Source organism: Desulfobulbus alkaliphilus, from assembly GCF_016918545.1.
Classification (GTDB): domain Bacteria; phylum Desulfobacterota; class Desulfobulbia; order Desulfobulbales; family Desulfobulbaceae; genus Desulfobulbus; species Desulfobulbus alkaliphilus.
Genome location: NZ_JAFFQC010000010.1, coordinates 58,212 through 75,073, shown reverse-complemented (window position 1 = coordinate 75,073; position 16,862 = coordinate 58,212). Strand labels below are relative to the sequence as shown.

General features: G+C 52.9%; 16 protein-coding genes. 9 read left to right on the top strand and 7 right to left on the bottom strand.

Going from position 1 to position 16,862, the window contains the following annotated elements; translation table 11 throughout:
- The first annotated feature begins 67 nt into the window (after window positions 1–67).
- On the top strand, window positions 68–850 hold the full coding sequence (locus JWG43_RS07310; protein ID WP_205242235.1) for an MBL fold metallo-hydrolase: 783 nt from the start codon (window positions 68–70) through the stop codon (window positions 848–850).
- Window positions 851–1,107: 257 nt separating this feature from the next.
- Window positions 1,108–3,282 carry an ATP-binding protein gene (locus JWG43_RS07305; protein ID WP_205242233.1) on the top strand — a complete coding sequence of 725 codons (2,175 nt, stop codon included), beginning with the start codon at window positions 1,108–1,110 and terminating at the stop codon, window positions 3,280–3,282.
- 61 nt (window positions 3,283–3,343) lie between these two features.
- Here JWG43_RS07305 and xerD read toward each other — a convergent pair whose 3' ends face one another.
- Both xerD and rpsU read right to left on the bottom strand, forming a co-directional pair.
- Complete coding sequence (gene xerD / locus JWG43_RS07300; protein ID WP_240193443.1) at window positions 3,344–4,270, bottom strand: site-specific tyrosine recombinase XerD; 927 nt, start codon at window positions 4,268–4,270, stop codon at window positions 3,344–3,346.
- A 34-nt stretch (window positions 4,271–4,304) separates the two neighbouring features.
- Complete coding sequence (rpsU, locus tag JWG43_RS07295) at window positions 4,305–4,496, bottom strand: 30S ribosomal protein S21 (protein WP_371925164.1); 192 nt, start codon at window positions 4,494–4,496, stop codon at window positions 4,305–4,307.
- 538 nt (window positions 4,497–5,034) lie between these two features.
- Between rpsU and JWG43_RS07290 the strand changes: the two genes are divergently transcribed.
- Window positions 5,035–5,991 (top strand): D-alanine--D-alanine ligase family protein, encoded by a 957-nt coding sequence (locus JWG43_RS07290; RefSeq protein ID WP_205242229.1) that lies wholly within the window; start codon window positions 5,035–5,037, stop codon window positions 5,989–5,991.
- Between the two features lie 164 nt (window positions 5,992–6,155).
- Here the strand turns inward: JWG43_RS07290 and serS are convergent, their stop codons facing one another.
- The gene (gene serS, locus JWG43_RS07285) at window positions 6,156–7,427 is read right to left on the bottom strand and encodes a serine--tRNA ligase (RefSeq protein ID WP_205242227.1); all 1,272 of its coding nucleotides are present in this window, start codon (window positions 7,425–7,427) and stop codon (window positions 6,156–6,158) included.
- A gap of 202 nt (window positions 7,428–7,629) precedes the next feature.
- On the opposite strand from serS, the gene tatC reads away from it, so the two are divergent.
- On the top strand, window positions 7,630–8,361 hold the full coding sequence (gene tatC, locus JWG43_RS07280) for a twin-arginine translocase subunit TatC (protein WP_205242225.1): 732 nt from the start codon (window positions 7,630–7,632) through the stop codon (window positions 8,359–8,361).
- A gap of 69 nt (window positions 8,362–8,430) precedes the next feature.
- Here the strand turns inward: tatC and JWG43_RS20205 are convergent, their stop codons facing one another.
- Together JWG43_RS20205 and JWG43_RS07270 are read right to left on the bottom strand one after the other, a co-directional pair.
- Window positions 8,431–8,643 (bottom strand): 2-thiouracil desulfurase family protein, encoded by a 213-nt coding sequence (locus JWG43_RS20205; RefSeq protein WP_504208222.1) that lies wholly within the window; start codon window positions 8,641–8,643, stop codon window positions 8,431–8,433.
- Between the two features lie 235 nt (window positions 8,644–8,878).
- Entirely contained in the window at window positions 8,879–9,103 is a 225-nt protein-coding gene (locus JWG43_RS07270; RefSeq protein WP_240193442.1) for a 2-thiouracil desulfurase family protein, read from the bottom strand.
- Here JWG43_RS07270 and JWG43_RS07265 point away from each other — a divergent pair.
- The 3 genes from JWG43_RS07265 (at window position 9,102) to upp (ending at window position 11,165) form a co-directional block, all read left to right on the top strand.
- Window positions 9,102–9,434, top strand: coding sequence for an FtsB family cell division protein (locus tag JWG43_RS07265; RefSeq protein WP_205242223.1), 333 nt, complete (start codon window positions 9,102–9,104; stop codon window positions 9,432–9,434). The two genes, JWG43_RS07270 and JWG43_RS07265, sit on opposite strands and share 2 nt — an antisense overlap.
- A gap of 54 nt (window positions 9,435–9,488) precedes the next feature.
- A complete protein-coding gene (locus JWG43_RS07260; RefSeq protein WP_205242221.1) occupies window positions 9,489–10,364 on the top strand; it encodes a uracil-DNA glycosylase in 876 nt (291 codons plus the stop codon).
- A gap of 174 nt (window positions 10,365–10,538) precedes the next feature.
- Window positions 10,539–11,165, top strand: coding sequence for a uracil phosphoribosyltransferase (upp, locus tag JWG43_RS07255; protein ID WP_205242219.1), 627 nt, complete (start codon window positions 10,539–10,541; stop codon window positions 11,163–11,165).
- 293 nt (window positions 11,166–11,458) lie between these two features.
- On the opposite strand, the gene JWG43_RS07250 is transcribed toward upp, so the two are convergent.
- A complete protein-coding gene (locus JWG43_RS07250) occupies window positions 11,459–11,653 on the bottom strand; it encodes a hypothetical protein (RefSeq protein ID WP_205242217.1) in 195 nt (64 codons plus the stop codon).
- A gap of 530 nt (window positions 11,654–12,183) precedes the next feature.
- Between JWG43_RS07250 and JWG43_RS07245 the strand changes: the two genes are divergently transcribed.
- The gene (locus JWG43_RS07245; RefSeq protein WP_240193441.1) at window positions 12,184–13,647 is read left to right on the top strand and encodes a DNA integrity scanning protein DisA nucleotide-binding domain protein; all 1,464 of its coding nucleotides are present in this window, start codon (window positions 12,184–12,186) and stop codon (window positions 13,645–13,647) included.
- 33 nt (window positions 13,648–13,680) lie between these two features.
- On the opposite strand, the gene JWG43_RS07240 is transcribed toward JWG43_RS07245, so the two are convergent.
- A complete protein-coding gene (locus JWG43_RS07240; RefSeq protein ID WP_205242215.1) occupies window positions 13,681–14,406 on the bottom strand; it encodes a hypothetical protein in 726 nt (241 codons plus the stop codon).
- A 565-nt stretch (window positions 14,407–14,971) separates the two neighbouring features.
- Here JWG43_RS07240 and dnaG point away from each other — a divergent pair.
- Window positions 14,972–16,765: a DNA primase gene (gene dnaG, locus JWG43_RS07235; RefSeq protein ID WP_205242213.1), complete on the top strand. Its 1,794-nt coding sequence runs from the start codon at window positions 14,972–14,974 to the stop codon at window positions 16,763–16,765.
- Window positions 16,766–16,862 lie beyond the last annotated feature (97 nt).

Genomic DNA, 16,862 nt, shown 5'->3' with positions numbered 1-16,862 from the left:
CATATGATTACAAAAAGATATATCCAAAAAAGCGTCCAACCGTCACGGATTCAGGGGAGAGCAAGCGGTGAGATTTTCTGTTTTAGGCAGTGGCAGCCGGGGCAACTGTACTCTGGTGCAATCCAGGGATTCCTGCCTCCTCATTGATAACGGTTTTTCCGGTAAGGAGCTTGTCGAACGTCTTGCCAGGTTGGGCGTGGCGCCTGATATGCTTTCGGCTCTGGTTGTGACCCACGAACATAGTGATCATGTCAAGGGGGTGGGTGTGCTTGCCAGGCGATGCAATCTCACTGTCTATGCCAACGAGGCTACCCATCGGGCCATGGCGGCCACAGTGGGTGCATTGCCATCGCCCCGGGAATTTGCTGTCGGTGAACCATTCTTTGTCGAAGGGCTGTGCCTCCACCCCTTTTCCGTGTCGCATGACGCTGTTGATCCGGTAGGTTTCACGGTCAGCGATAGTGAGCACACCCTGGGGTATTGCACCGACACCGGAAAAATCACCAGACTCATTGAGCATCGTCTTCAGGCCTGCCAGGCCTTGATTCTGGAGGCCAATCATGACGTGCAAATGCTCAAAAGCGGCCCGTATCCGTTCCCCCTCAAGCAGCGGGTCTTGTCGGGAGGAGGTCACCTGGCGAACAGTGATTCGCTTGCTTTTGCCCGCCGTCTCGCCGGGGGGTGTTTGAAAAGGCTGGTTCTGGCTCATCTCAGCGCTGCCAACAATCATCCGGATCTGCTTACAGTGGAGGTCCGGCGCGTCCTCGGACAATATGAAGACCTGCACGTCAGTATTGCCGCCCAGGAGCAGGCTGGTCCTCTGTTGGATATCGTTTCCCTGGATCAGTGACGGCTGGGCTCATTTTAGGGTATATCTTGCTGTCATCAAATTATAATTGCAGCAGAATCCTTGAAGATACCCTTCACCAGCCGCCCTTCGGAGCGAACGTCCACGGATTCAAGGGTTTGGTAATACCCGGGACATGACCGCCCGCGAGAGTCAAAGCTGTGTGGCTTATCACGCTCCGTCTGTTGAGCGATTTCTGGCCGGATGAAAAATGGACAGGATGTCACTTGCCGATGAACTGCTGAACAGGGGAACTGCCATTGTTTGACTGGAAAAAAAACAGTATTGCCTACCGCCTGACCTTTCAGGTCATTTTGTTCAGCACGATGATGGCCCTGTTGGTCACCATATTCCAGCTGTATCTCGATTATCGCCAAGAAATACAAGGCATTGAAAAGTTCTTCGTCTCCATTGCCGAGACCAGTATCCGTCCACTTGAAGAGAGCGTCTGGATCCTGGACGATCTCCAGGTCAATCTGCAGATCGAAGGGCTCACCAAGCGGCAGGATATTGTCTATGCAGCGGTGGAAATGGACAATCAAATCGCCTGGTCCAAGGGTACACCGGTTGTCAAAAACAGCATTGGTTACACCTTCCCTTTGCTCTATCAGGTGCGCGGGGATCTGAAAGAGATTGGCCTGCTGCACGTTGTCGCCTCTCTGGAAGGCATCCATGCTCGACTGTTGCGTCGAGTCATCACCCTGGTCAGTACGAATACGTTGAAAACATTCCTGGTATCAGGGTTCATCCTTTTTCTGTTTCATCGCAATATCACCAGACATCTGATTGGGTTATCCGAACATGTTCAGGGAATTGACATCCGGCAGAAACAGCCGGATGCCATAGTGCTCGAACGCCGCCGGCACCGCGGTCCCGACGAGTTGGACCAGGTTACCGAGGTCCTCAATGCTCTCTGTCAGGGTGGATACAGGGCGTATGCCGATCTTCATGCCCAGGAGCAGCGACTGCGCCTTTTCCTCGATGCCACCGAGGAAGCTGTTTTCGGGGTTGACGCCGAGGGGCGGTGCACATTCATCAATGGAAAGGGCTTGGATTATCTGTTGATGCACGATAGGAAATCGCTTCTGGGGCACAACATCCTGGCCATGCTGACACAACATCAGCGTGATACTCTCCAGCCCTGTATCTTCTCTGAACAGATCAGAAAAACAATTGCTGCCCAGGAGGTGTTACTGACAGACGAAGCTGTGCTGTACCGTGCGGACGGCTCTTTGCTCCTCGTAAGTCTGCGCTCGTATCCGGTCCTTGAGCTTGGCCTCTGCACCGGTGCGGTGGTTTTTTTTACTGATCTCAGTCGTCAGCAGAAACTCGAGCAGGAGAAAAAACTGTTCACCAAGGTTATTCGGCAGGCCCCGGCTCTCATCCTCATTCTCGATGCCGAGGGGTTGATCAAGTATGTCAATGCAGGTTTCCAGCAGATTATCGGAACTGACTCCCAGTTTCTGGTGGGAAAACCGGTGCTCGAATGTTTCCAGGACCAGAATCTCATCAATCAGGTGGACGAGGTAGGTCAGGTGATTCTCAGCGGAGGCACGTGGATCGGGACCCTGTCCCTTGCCGGAGCCTCCGGGCGCCCTATCGATCTTGATGCCACTGTTTTTCCTATCTTGAATCAATTCGGCCAGCGAACCAATGTGGTGGCCATGGCCAGGGATATCACCAGGGAGCGGCTATTGACCGAGCAGTTGCATCATGCCCAGAAAATGGAAGCCATCGGTAAACTGGCGGCCTCCATTGCCCATGAATTTGGTAACCCTCTCCTGGGGATCCGTTTTGCTATTCGTGATATTCAGCAGCGACAGGGGCTTGATGCCAATGATAAAAAGCTGTTGCAACTGGCGGAGAATGAATGTGACCGGATGAGAAAGCTCATCCGCGATCTCCAGTGTTTCAACCGGCCGTCAACCGGGCTGAAAACGCGTATTGATCTGCATCGGGCCTTGAAGGATATACTGCTGCTCCATCGCAATATGCTGAAAAAGGAAAAGATCCGGGTCGTGCAGGAATTCGCGCCTCAACCCCTTTTTGTTCATGGGGTGGAAGACCAGCTTCGTCAGGTATTTATCAACCTGATCCTTAATGCCCATGATGCCCTGGTTACGCAAGGGGGCGGTGTGATGACCGTGACAACAGCGCAGGAGACCGAGGTCTGGATCCGGATAGGTGATAACGGACCGGGCATAGACCCGGAAAATTTTGATCGTATTTTCGAGCCTTTTTTCTCCACCAAATCAGCGGTAGAGGGAATAGGCCTCGGTCTGCCGGTTTCCTACGGCATCATTCGAGCCCATGGAGGGACGATCGAGGTTGAGTCGACGCCCGGTCAAACCACATTTTCGGTCAGGTTGCCCGTGAACACAAACAGTGCTGGTTCGCCTCCTTTTTTTCCGGATACTGATAGGCCGGCAGCCTGAGGTGCAGCGGGAGTTTGGCAACGGTGCATGACTCGTGACCGGAAGCGGTTGCCGGAAAACCTCAGCCTCGGGGGTGAAAGCGCTGGTGCGCGGCTTTGAGGCGGTCTGTATCGATATGAGTATATATTTGGGTTGTGGAGATATCGGTATGGCCGAGCATCATCTGCACGGAACGAAGATCAGCTCCTCCGGAGAGCAGGTGGGTGGCAAAAGAATGGCGGAGCATATGCGGGCTGATGGTTTTGCTGATCCCGGCATTAAAAGCCATCTCTCCGATAATCTGCCAGAAACGATGCCGAGTCATTGCTGCTCCCCGGTTGGTGAGAAACAGCATGGGGCTTGGCCGACCTGACCAGATCATAGGTCGCGCTTTCTCCAGGTAGTCTTTGATGATCAGAGCGGCCGAGGAGGAAAAGGGAACGATTCGTTCCTTGTTGCCCTTGCCGAGAATGCGGATATGGCAGCTGTGCAGATTGCAGCTGTTCATTGGCAGATTCACCAGTTCCGAGACACGCATGCCTGTGGCGTACAGCAGATGGAGCATGGCATGGTTGCGCAAGGCCAAGGGTGAGGGAGGTGTCGGTGGATGGAGCAGGGTTTCCACTTCGGCAAGCGTCAGGGCTTTGGGAAGACTGATGCCGGTTTTGGGCGCTTGCAGGTCCGCCATGGGATTGGCAGCGATGATTCCCTGTGTATGGAGAAATTGAAAATAGGCTTTGATTGAGGCCAGTCTTCGCGCGTTGGAACGTGCTCCGATCCGTTGCTGCTGGCAGTAGAGAAAAAATCGGCGGACATGTTCTTTGCCGATGTGCTCCTGGACGCTGGGAATCTCCTGGGAAAGAAAACGAAAGAAAAACTCCAGATCGGCCCCGTAAGCGGTAACAGTAAGGTGGGCAAGCCGTCTCTGTACGGTCAGGTACTGGAGAAAAAGTTGCAAATGTCCGGTGTAGTCGGGGGGCTGCAGAGGGGAAATCCTGGGGAAATACAAGAAAGCCCCAACGGAGTCCGTCGGGGCTTTCAGCTCAGAACCGGCTTCGTATCCGGTTGAACTTGCGAAGTTTGCGCAGGGCTTCAGCTGCTTTACGGCGTTTTTTTACGCTGGGTTTTTCATAATATTCACGTCGTTTCAGCTCTCGTTTGATACCGTCGATCTGCATCTTCTTTTTCAGTTGCCTGATCGCGTATTCAAGATCACCTCTGACATCTACTTCGATCATAATCGCATCACTTCCTTTGATGGTTGGCCAAGGCCGTTAATAAAAATGGATTCTATAAATTTTTAGAAAATATCTCTTTTGCACTTGGTTGTCAAGAAAACAACGGGCAACAATTGGTCCGAAAACCCATGCCCCAGATCCTGTCGATGAGAGCGGCAATCGAGGAGAGGATATGCCGGCAAGGGTGGATACAAAGCGGGAGGAGGTCACCTTTTCCTGAATCCGTGAGCGTTCGTCCGTGCGTCAGCTTCGTTGTTGGTGACCATTCGATGAGTGGAGACTTTATCGGAAGGGTAGGGGCAATGAAGATGGCGTGTGGACGGATGTGCCGAAGGGCGGCTGGTGAAATATATTACCAAGGATTCTGCTCCAATTAAAACATGAGTTCAGCAAGATATGTCTAAAACAAGAGCCCCGCCGTCACGAATTCAGGCTTTTGATTTGTTTTTGTCGATGACGATGGTACCATGTCCGGCAAGCCCTTCGGCGGGGTTGACAGCCAACCCCGCGCCCCTTTCCCTTTGCATGGAGAGCAATGATGGCACAAGTTAAAAAGCGATTGGCGCTTATCGCTGGCGGAACATCCGATGAACGTGAAGTTTCACTGCGGGGAGCAATCGGCGTTGAAAAAGCGCTTGACCCTGACAAGTACGAGGTCGTCAGGTACGATCCGGCGACTGATCTGAGCAGGATTGCAGTTGACGCGGCAGCAATTGACGTTGCTTTTCTTCTCCTGCACGGCGTGCATGGTGAGGACGGCACGATACAGGGGTTTCTGGATCTGCTGGGAATTCCCTATCAGGGTGCCGGGGTCCTTGGCAGTGCCTTGGCCATGGACAAGCATCTGGCAAAAACACTGTATGCCCATGCCGGCTTGCCAGTGGCGCCATGGGTGATGGTTGAGCCCAAGGATTTCAAGGACAGTTCACGTATTTCTGGAATGCTCACATTGCCCTATGTGGTCAAGCCTGTTCGCCAGGGGTCGTCCATTGGCATGACCATTGTGCGGGAGGCAGGGCAGCTTGCCGAGGCCCTGCGCCTGGCCGGGCAACATGACAGCGAGATAATGGTGGAGCAGTTCATTAACGGCCGTGAGCTGACGGTCGGAGTTATTGGCAACGACGATCTGATGCCATTGCCGTTGATCGAGATCATTCCCGACAGTCGTTTCGAATTTTTCAATTATGAAGCGAAATACCAACCCGGCGCCAGTGAGGAAATCTGTCCGGCACCGGTCAGTGAGGAGGTGCGGAAAAAGGCGCAGCAATATGCCATGACCGCCCACCGGGCTCTTCGCTTGAGGGGCTACAGTCGTACCGATATGATCCTGGCGGAGGATGATATCTATCTGCTTGAAACAAATACGATACCGGGGATGACCCCGACCAGCCTGCTCCCTCAGGCGGCTGCCGAGGCCGGGCTGTCCTTCAGTGCCCTGCTGGACCGCCTGATAGAACTGGCCCTGGAGAAACCCGCGGGTGTGCAGGGATAGAAACCAGCCTCCTGTTCCAGACTCCTGGATCCGTGAGCGTTCGTCCGCACGCCCCGAAGGGCGGTTGGTGAAGGTTGTTGTCAAGGATTTTGCTGCAATCATAAGCTGATGACAGCACGATATATCCATAACAAGAGTTCAGCCGTCACGAATTCAGGGGACAGTTAAAAACGCTTGTGGAAATAGGGTTCAAGAACGGGAGGCAGCCGCACTGTGCCGTCCTCCTGCTGATAATTTTCCAGAATGGCCAGTAAGGTGCGGCCCACAGCAAGACCCGATCCGTTGAGGGTATGGACAAGCCGACTCTTTTTTTCGCCTCTGGGGCGATAGCGAATACCGGCCCGGCGTGCCTGAAAATCAACAAAATTGGAGCAGGAGGATATCTCCCTATAGGTATTCTGACCCGGCAGCCAGACTTCGATGTCATAGGTTTTAGCCGCTGAAAAGCCAAGATCTCCAGAGCAGAGCGTGACAACTCGGTAGGGTAATTCAAGCAGTTGCAGGACTTCCTCCGCATCAGCCAACAGGCTTTCCAGTTCCTCCAAGGACGTTTCCGGCGTGGTGAATTTCACCAGTTCCACCTTCTCGAATTGGTGCTGACGAATGAGCCCCCGGGTATCCTTGCCATAGGATCCGGCCTCGGCGCGAAAACAAGGGGTGTAGGCGGTATATTTCAACGGCAGCTCGTCTTCGTCAAGGGTTGCATCGGCATGTATGTTGGTGACCGGCACCTCGGCGGTGGGAATGAGCCACAGATCACGGCCGGAAATCTTGAACAGGTCTTCCTCGAACTTGGGCAGCTGTCCGGTGCCGGACATGGTTTTTGAATTGACCAGAAACGGCGGCAGTACCTCGGTGTAGCCATGCTTCTGCGTGTGCAGATCCAGGAAGAAATTGACCAGGGCCCTTGACAGACGGGCACCGAATCCCTTCAGTAGAGCGAACCGAGCTCCGGCAAGGTGGGAGGCGGTATCGAAATCAAGGATGTCCAGGCGTTCACCGATTTCCCAGTGCGGCAGAGGTGGAAAGGAGAAGTCAGGAATCCTACCCCATTGTTTTGTTTCCACATTGGCCTGCTCATCCCTGCCCGGGGGGACGCTGTCATCATGGAGATTGGGGATGGTGAGCATGATATCCCTGAGCTGGACTTCAATTTCAGCCAGGGTGGTATCCATCTCCTTGATCCGTTCGGAGACCGTGCGCATTTCAAGAATCAGTGGATCGGCCCCGGCTTCGTCCCCGGCCTGTTTCAGCCTGGCTATGGTTTTCGAAACGGTGTTCCGCTGGTTTTTCAACGATTCAACTTCGGTAAGGCATGCCAGGCGCTGATTGTCTGTTGCGGTAAAACGATCAATGAGCTGCGGGTCAACTCCCCGCGCGAGTGTTTTTCTGCGGACAAGGTCAAGGTTTTCCCGGACAAATCGTAATTCAAGCATAATGTATGTTGGCTGGCTTTGGGGGAGTGGGGAGGTTGTTGTAGGTTGGGACGCTCGATAGCGGGGTGACCCGACTTTTTTATCACGCAAGTTCCGGAAACGCAATGGGTATTCAATTGCATTAATTGTTCTGTTTTGCTAAATTTTTACTCTTTGTCGTCCCTTTTGGCAGTTCCCCGGTGTTTTCTTCATACCTTTTGCGATGCATGAATTTGGCAAATCGATAATCATATTTCTCGATGAACTGCGCCGTTCCATCAAGTGGCTGGCCTTCCTGGTGGTTGCGGTCACCGCGGCTCTTTTTTTGGTTTCCGGGGACCTGCTGGCCTTCTTCCGGGATCACCTGGACGAAAAGCTGCATTTTTTTACCGTGGCCGGACCCTTTCTTGCCCATGTCAAGGTGGCTCTTTTTGCTGCGCTGTATCTCCTCATGCCTCTATGCATGTTTATCCTCTGGAAGGCGCTGGGGAAGCCCTTTGCCGTAACCGGCAAGAGATTGTTTGTCTATGTTTTTTTTACTTGTCTGCTCTTTTACAGTGGGACCCTTTTTTGTTATCTGGTCACGCTGCCTTTTGGGATAAAATTTCTGCTCAGCTTTCAGACCGAGGATTTACAGGCCATTATATCCATCTCCAGGTTTGTCAATTTTGTCACCCTGTTCATCTTAGCCTTTGGTCTTGTATTTGAATTGCCTGTTTTCATGGTGTTCACTGTCCAGGTCAAACTGTTGACGAAACGTTTTTATGAAAAAAACAGAAGGTATGCCATTCTGGCCATTGCAATCCTGGCGGCAATGCTGACCCCGACTCCTGATGTCTTCAATATGGCGCTCATGGGGGTGCCCCTTTATTTTCTTTATGAAGCAGGCATACTGCTGATCCGCTTTTTGCTCCCCGATACCAGTGCTTCCGTTGCCGGGGACCAGGGTCCGTGAAATTTCCTGCGTGCGCAGGGTTTTCATCCCCCGCACCAGACTGATTTCAAGAGCATTATCCGCGGACAATCAGAAGGAAAACACCTGAATATCATGGGCCAGAAGCAGAGCTGTTGTCACCCCAACTCGGGGTGCCAGGCCACAGGACGGGCTGCCGGCTTTGAGACAACAGCATCTGACCTCCTGTTGTCGAGCGATGCTGAGCACCATGGTTGCGCCACGGATGAATGATTCGGATAGATCATGACCGTTTCGATCGATAACCTGAGCCGTACCGGCCAGGACAACGTGGCCGTCGCCATTCCCTGAATCCGTGACGGCTGGACGCTTTTTTGGATATATATTGCGTCAATCATTTTAAAATAGCAGAGGAATCCTTGAAAATAACTTTCACCTGCCGCCCTTCGGGGCGTCCGTCCGCACGCCATCTTCATTGCCCGTAACCGTCCGATAAAAGTCTCCTTTAATCGAACGGTCACAGCCAATAAAGCTGACGCACGGACAAACGCTCACGGATTCAGGCATTCATCAGGTCGGCCGCCGGACGTGGTGTGGTCAGGCCGCCCAACTGGTCAAGGCAGACAGGGATCCAGAGGTACCCTGACAGTTCCCGCATGCAGGATTGGCTGAGGCTGCTTTGGCCATCGTATCTGGTGCACAGGCCGGTCAGGCAGGCGCTGACCAAACAGGTTTGTTTTGTTTTTTCATACATCCCGAGGGTGAGTAGTACTGGTGCGGTCATGAACACGGTCAAGCGTAAGAAACAGGAACCTATCCGGCACGAAAAGAGAAAAATTGTCTATCTTGGCGTGGTGATCGCTGTTTTTTTGCTGATATGGATTCTTTTCGCCCCGGAGCGCGGGTATATCCAGTATCGCAAACTGCAGAAAGAGATCACTGCAATGAACCTGGAGGTTGATCGACTCGAGGCAAAAAATATCGAGCTTGCTGAAGAAATCAAGCGATTACGATCCGATGACGATTACCTTGAGGATATAGCCCGCAAGCGGCACAATCTGTTGAAGAAAAACGAAACCGTTTTTGAATTCGACAGTGGCAGGGCCAGGAGATGAGTGCACTAACGGATAATGCAACGGTGGATATGATCATACGAAGGGGAGTATTGTTTGTCATCTGAGAAAAAAGACACGGTCAACAAGGACAGTCAGGGCAAAATGCCTGGACTTGATCCGCCCCCTGTTGTCCGAATTGCCAACGGAATCCGGAATATTTTACATTTTCATCGCCAAATGGGTATCGACAGCTATCCGCTGACCTTTTCTTGGCGACAGGACCGGGAGAAAATCAAGGGTGCGAGGCAAAAAACGGTGCATGTATCGACAGGATCAGGGGAGCGGCCTGATTATGTCGTGCCATCTTCGGATGTCACACCGCCCTGGACAGCCGAAGCGATGTTGGAACGCCTGCGGGTAGTGCACGAAGAGGTGAAGTCCTGCTCGCAGTGCGGGCTTGCCAAAGTGGGGCAGGGGAGGAGCCTTGGCGGCGAACCCGCCGGTCCGCCTTCGGTGCTGGTTGTTGGCGATTATTGCATCCTCAATGGGGACATATCCGAGGGCACGCACTTTGGGGTCGAGGAAGATGTCATGCTCTGGAATATGATGCGGGCCATTGGTTGTACGCCCGCACAGGTTTTTATCACCAACGTGATAAAATGCCGTTTACCGGCCTCTCTGCATCCCGACCGCGAAAGCCTTAGACGATGCCGTGCGTTTTTACACCGGGAGATTGACCTGCTTCGACCACGGGTTATCTGCACCATGGGTGAGATGGCGGCGCAGGCCTTGCTGGGCGACCATGCAACGCTCCTGCGGTTGCGTGGCCGGCGCCATCAGTTCCGCTGCGGTGATGATCGGCATCAGACAATCCCGGTCATTGTGAGTTTTCACCCCCGTTTTCTTCTTCGGCACCCGGACATGAAGAAGGCGGCCTGGGGGGATTTGCAAAAAGTGCAGAAACATCTGGACCCAGCAGCAATCAGCTGAGACCGGATTGAGAATACCTGGATCCGTGAACGTTCGTCCGCACGCTCCGAAGGGCTGCTGGTGAAGGTTATTGTCAAGGATTCCGCTGCAATTATAATTTGCTTACAGCAAGATATACCCAAAGCAAGAGTCCAGTTGTCGAGGATTCAAAGAATATTCTTGCCGGAGAAGTGTATGGCCGTCCATGAGATTCATCACCCCATTGTCCGCGATAAACTGGGCCGCTTACGTCAGCAGGAGCTGGCAAGCAAGGATTTCAGGGCCTTGGTCTCGGGAATAGGCATGTGCCTCGCCTATGAGGCAAGCAGGAATCTCCGCCTGGAAAAAAAACGAGTCGCTTCGTGGTCCGGTTTGGTTGAGGTGGAGCAGGTCAGGGAGGAGCAGATCACCATCGTGCCCATCCTCCGTGCTGGTTTGGGTATGGTGGATGGAGTCCTCAAGGTTGTGCCCGGTGCCAGGATTTCCGTAGTTGGTTTGTATCGAGACGAGAAAACCCTGCAACCTGTACCCTATTATGCAAAATTGGTTCACGACATCGACCGCTGTACAGCGATGATTCTGGATCCGATGCTGGCCACCGGCGGAACGCTGGTGGCCAGCATTGACCTGCTGAAAAAAGCGGGATGCCAGGATATTTCCGGTTTGTTTCTGGTGGCAGCTCCCGAGGGGATTGCCAGGGTACGGCAAATGCATCCCGAAGTGGATCTGTATGTGGCGGCGATTGACGAGCGGCTCAACCGGCAGGGGTATATTCTCCCCGGGATCGGTGATGCCGGGGACAGGTTTTTTGGTGCACCATGACTGGGTCGGTGGAGGGTTCATACCATAACCAGAATCCGTGACAGCTGGACGTTTGTGAAGATTTATTTTCCTGTCATCAGGTTATACATACGGTGACATTTTTGATTATACCTCTTCACCAGCCGCCCTTCGGGGGCGTTCATCCACACGCCATCTTCATTGCCCGTACCCGTCCGATGACGTGCCCTTTCATTGAGCGGCCACGGACAACCAAGCTGACGCACCGACAACGGACGTTCACGGATCCAGGATAAATTAGCCTGCTGGGAGAAATTCGCGTCAGCTCCGGCTGGTCACGATTTGTTTTTCCCGGTGACAAAAAGCTCGAACAGTTTTTCGAAAACAAAAGGGATGGCCGAGGCCTGGGCATTGGCTGAGCCGGCATAGGATTTAGTCAGTTCAAAGGCCCGATCAAAGGCTTCCTGATAGTCTGATTGTGTATTCTTTTTGAGAATGTTGACGAGTTCCTGGGCAATGAGATCATCCATGGGGGCACCAAATGTCCGCGAGAAGTTTCGTGTTGTCCGTCAAAGGGACCGGGGGGTACATTATGCATTGTCTGGAGAGGTTTGCACCTTGCTGTTTTCGCGGCCATGATAGGATGAAAAAGCCCTTGGGCCAAGTTCTTTTTTCTGATCACTCCGGGGTGTTGGCGCGTAGCTGATAAGGTACAAATCCCCTGCCTTGAATCCGTGACGGCTGGACTTCTTTTTTGGATATTTCTTGCTGTACTCATCTTATAATTGCAGCAGAACCCTTGACAATACCTATCACCAGCCGCCCTTTGGGGCGTCCAGGTCTTTGTTAGATGGTCAAATTTAATTTAGGAAAATTGACTCCATGTTTGCGGTTGGATTCGCCAGCGCGCTGCGATTGAGAGTCAAATATCTCGTTCCTGAATGGACACCAGTTACGTCTTGACGCTCGGGGTTGCAACCTGTAGGTTTACACATATATACTGTCCTTTTTTCGTTTTGCCGGGGAACGTTCTCGATCATCAATAACGCTATGATCCAGTTTGTTTTATTCAGTTGCCATGCTCGAGGATAAGGCGCGATATTCATTTGTTCGCCGCTGTGCTAGTGATATTCTCAATGGGCTCAGTGATGGGTTGACCCATTTTTCGGGAACCAGCCGAGCTGCGGTTCTTTTTGCCCTGCGGCCCGACAGTCCGATGATGCTCTGCGATCCGCAAAATCTGCTCAAGGGGCACGAACCCATCTTAAAGTCACTGTATGTCGATAATCAGCATTGGCGGGCCCGCGAAAGTGTTGAGCAAGATCGGCGACAGTATGCCGATATAACCCCGGTCAAGGATCCCGGCCTTGCCGGCCTGCTCTCCCACGGCGGGTATTCAGGATCAGTCTTTTTTCAGCAATGGTTCACCGAGCATCATCCCGATCTCTGTTCCGCCGGCCCGACTGAATGTTGGCTTGAACATGCCGTCTGGCGGTTTTCCCATGATCTCGCCAACGAGGTTGATCTCTACACGGGTATTTCCGGGTACTTTCTTAAGGAATATGCGTCGCATGCGGTCCGTGATCATATCATAGATTTGATGAATCTGTCGCTTGGTTGGGACAGTCTGTTGCGCATTTATCCGGTGCTTGATGCTGTCCTGATGATTTCCGAAACACAGGAAGAAGGATCCTGGCCCGAGGGGCGACTGTTGTTCATCGATCCAGTAACGATGGACGATCTGGTCTTTCTGGTGAAGTTTCAGGAGCAAATCCGGCCGCAATTGGTGAATTACAAGTATGTCCGCAAACTGTTGCTGACTGTTGAGCGCTCCGGTCACCACCTGGTGAGCGACGGCCGTTCCATTCTGGGTATTTGCGGAGATAAGCTGCCTTGTTTCTCGCTTTGTGCCGATTTCCGCGGCCGACACGGCTTTCTGAAGGTGAATCGAAACAAGATCTGCAGTTTTGCTGATGGACGTTTCAGCTCAACCACCTATCAGGCCAAACTGGTGCACCTGGAAGAGTTGCTGCTCGAATCACCACTGGGCAGTTCCAAGAGTTATTTCATTTTTAAAATTGTTGCCAGCCTTGTCCATCATGCACAGAACCGTAAACACGGCTGCACCATTGTCATTGACCTGAACAGTTCCCCGGTGACAGTTTCAGGACAGGTCCTGTCGCCACCCCTGGATCTGCGCATGCCCCGCATGCTGAAAATGGCGAAATCCTTGACCAAGGTGGATGGGGCCCTGCACATCGGCGCGGACATGCATCTGCATGGTTTTGCCTGCCTGCTGGCCGGACGGTCCTTTGCCGGAGAAGATCTAGCCCGGGGGGCACGATACAATTCAGCGTTACGTTTTACGGCCGAACACCAGGGGGTTATTATCGTGGTCGTTTCTTCCGATCGTCCGGTTTCCGTCATCCATCAGGGCGTCGATGTCCACAGCGTCTGTGCCTGGAGCCAGAAAGGCGGGTGTGTGTACGATTTCGAACTGTTGCGGACATGGGTGCGATCGTAAGCTGGTGGCCGGTGAGCGCTGACCCAGGGCGTATCAGCGGACATAGCTTCTGACCTCGGGATGCCCCTGCTCTGCAAAGGCGGTGTCAATCAGTTGCACCAGAGCCTTTTTACATTTTTTCAATGGTGGTGGAACGGCATAGGGCGGTAGCAGTTGGTCCACCTCGGGTGGTGGTTCGATCAGCATCTTCTGTTCAAGGCGGCAGTCGCGGTGCATTGTCAGATCGCCGCTGAGATGAGCGGTCTCTCCCCCTGGGTCACCGTTCAGACCGCGCATGAATCCCATCATGAGGCTCAGGTCATTTTTTCGGTAGAAGATCTTTATTTCCTCGGCAATGGTGTCCCGCTCTTCACGCAGCCTGTTGAGGACGACTTCGTAGTCTGCGAGCGCCTGCGCCATTCGGGTATAGGTGTCCAGAAACAAAAAGCGAAATCGTGCCCGACGCGTCAGGCCACGGAGTGGCAGGCCGGAAAACAGCTGATGGCGAGTATGGGCATCTTCGGGTCCCTTGGGGGTAAAAAAGAGCGAGTCCCGGAGGCCTGTCAGGCGAAAAAACTCGTGAATCAGATGATCTGAATGCAGTAAAAAATAAACTCTGACCAACTCCACGCCCACGGTCTTCTCCAGAAGTTGGCGTGCCTCTCCGACCCGGTGGTCAAATGTTTGCCGGTCTTCCTCAATCAATTTACGAAAACCAAAATACCGGTCTGCCATCTCTTTTTTGATTTCCAGGGAGAGCATCTGCTCCACATTCTGCATGATGAACCTCCGGGGCGATGCACGCCCGTGTTGCACACTGTGCAGGTATTTCCCGTCCACCAGCACTCCATCTGCAGACGATCAGGGGCCTGTGCACAAGGATGACTGCAGGCCGGCAATCTGTCTGTCCGTCCTTGAAACGCTGGTCAACGGTTTTGTTTTCCCGGGCAGGCAGGCTCTTGCCTGGATCCGTGAGCGGACGCCCCGAAGGGTGCCTGGAGAAGGCCCTCTTTAAGGATTCTGCTAAAATTATAATATAATTACAGCAAGATATATCCAGAAAACGTCCAGTCGTCACGGTCTTGGTCTGCACCCGGTAACGTCTACCGCAGGTAGCCGGTCGCGGGTCAAGTCTTTGCAGGCAGAGGACCGGCGGGGGTATCTTCTTTTTTGTGCAACGGTATAATAATGGACTCAAAGAAAAAAAGCTTCAGTGTTGAGGGAGCGGTCACAACCTTGCAAAATTTCAAAAGGCAAACAGCTTTTTCTGGCTGCCGGAACGTTCCGTACCGGCTATCTGGGCAATGTTCTATAACCGCCGAAAGGCTTTGTGGTGGATGTGCAAATGGCAACTGAACGGGATCAGATCAAAAATGAAGTGAAGGAGGCCGCCGATATTGTCGAGGTGGTCGGTGAGTATGTGGCATTGAAAAAAACAGGAGTCCGTTTTTCCGGCTTGTGCCCTTTTCATGCTGAAAAAACCCCGTCGTTCACTGTCAATCCTCAGGGGCAGTTTTTTCATTGTTTTGGCTGTGGTGAATCCGGCGATGTCTTTTCATTTCTGATGAAATACCATCACTTCGATTTTCCCGAGGCCTTGCAGGCGATGGCAAAAAAATACGGTATTGCTCTTCCGGAAAAGGAGCTGAGCGAGGCCGAGAAGGCGCGACTGCGTCAGCGAGATGCATTGTATGCAGCCAATGAGGCAGCAAGCACAGTATATCGTCAGGGTCTGTTGCATATGAAATGGGGTCAGATTGCCCGAAAGTATCTGGAGGAGCGAGGGATTCCTGCCGAATTCACGGAGCGGTATCGCCTGGGCTATGCTCCTGAACCGGAACAGGCAGGCTGGAGTTATCTCATAGATCAGCTGGGGAGCAAGGGGCTGTCGCCTCAGGTTCTGGAAACAGCGGGACTGGCTGTGCGTAATGATCGAGGCGGGTATTACGACCGTTTCCGGGGAAGGATCATGTTTCCTCTTCTCGATATGACCGGGCGCCTGGCGGCGTTCGGTGGGCGGATCGTCGGACAAGGAAAACCGAAGTATATGAATTCTCCCGAGAGTCCGATTTTCGACAAGAGTCGGCTTCTCTATGGTTTATTCCAGCATCGAGAGGCCATTCGTAGACAGCGTCGTGCGCTTGTTGTTGAAGGAAACTTTGATCTGCTTCTCCTGGCGGTGCACGGTATCGATCATGTTGTCGCTCCGTTGGGTACGGCACTCTCCCGCAGTCATATCCACACCTTGCGTGGGTATGGTGAAGAGGTGGTGCTTCTTTTTGATGCCGATGCCGCCGGCTTGAAGGCGGCCATGCGGAGCGTTCCTTTTTTTTTGCAAGAAAAAATTGAAGGGCGGGTTGCTTTGTTGCCTCCGGGCCATGATCCGGATTCCTATGTCCGTGAACATGGCCCGGAGGCGATTGTCCGGCTGGTGGAGCAGGCCCGTCCCCTGGCTGAATTCGCCTTTGACACTTTGGTCCGGACCCACGGTCTGACCCTGTCAGGCAAGAGTCGGATCATCGGCGAGCTTTCTCCTTTGCTTGCCGCAGCTGCCGACCCCGGACAACGTGCCTTGATGATTGCTCATTTCAGTGAAAAAATGGGAATTTCCCCAGGATATTTCACCAGCGGGCAGCCCCTTGCCACCTCCGCAACCGCAAATAAGGCCACCAGCGCGGGGTCTTGTCTGCAGCAGATGTCTCGCCAGGAGCGCCAGCTGATTGATTTTCTCCTCAATTATCCGGAATATCTTACAGAGCTCAAAGCTGCCGGGCTCGACGAGATCGTCCGGGAGCCCCTGGTCCGCCGGATTATTGCCCTGCTGGATCAGCGTGATGACAATGATGACTCAAGCTATCCGGAGCGCTTGTTGTCCGCGGCCACCCATGCCGATGAGCGGTCCTATATTGTTGAATTGCTTACCCGGGGGACTGGAACGGAGCTGGATCCGGGAATCGATAACCCGGGAAGGCACGCATGCGATGAGATTCTGGTCTGGCTGGAATCGATACGATGTAAGCGTGTCGGAGCTGATCTGCAGCAACGTATTCAGGAGGCTGAACGCCTTGGGAATATTGAGATGTTGATGCAATTGATGCAGGAGAAAAAAGAAATTGGAAAAAAAAGAAAGGGCTCTTGATATAACATGTTGAAAAAAGATAAAAATCGGATAAGTTTAAAAAATTGTATTCGGGAAGTGTTCTTGGGAATTTTTCTGTCAGGGCATTGAATGGTAC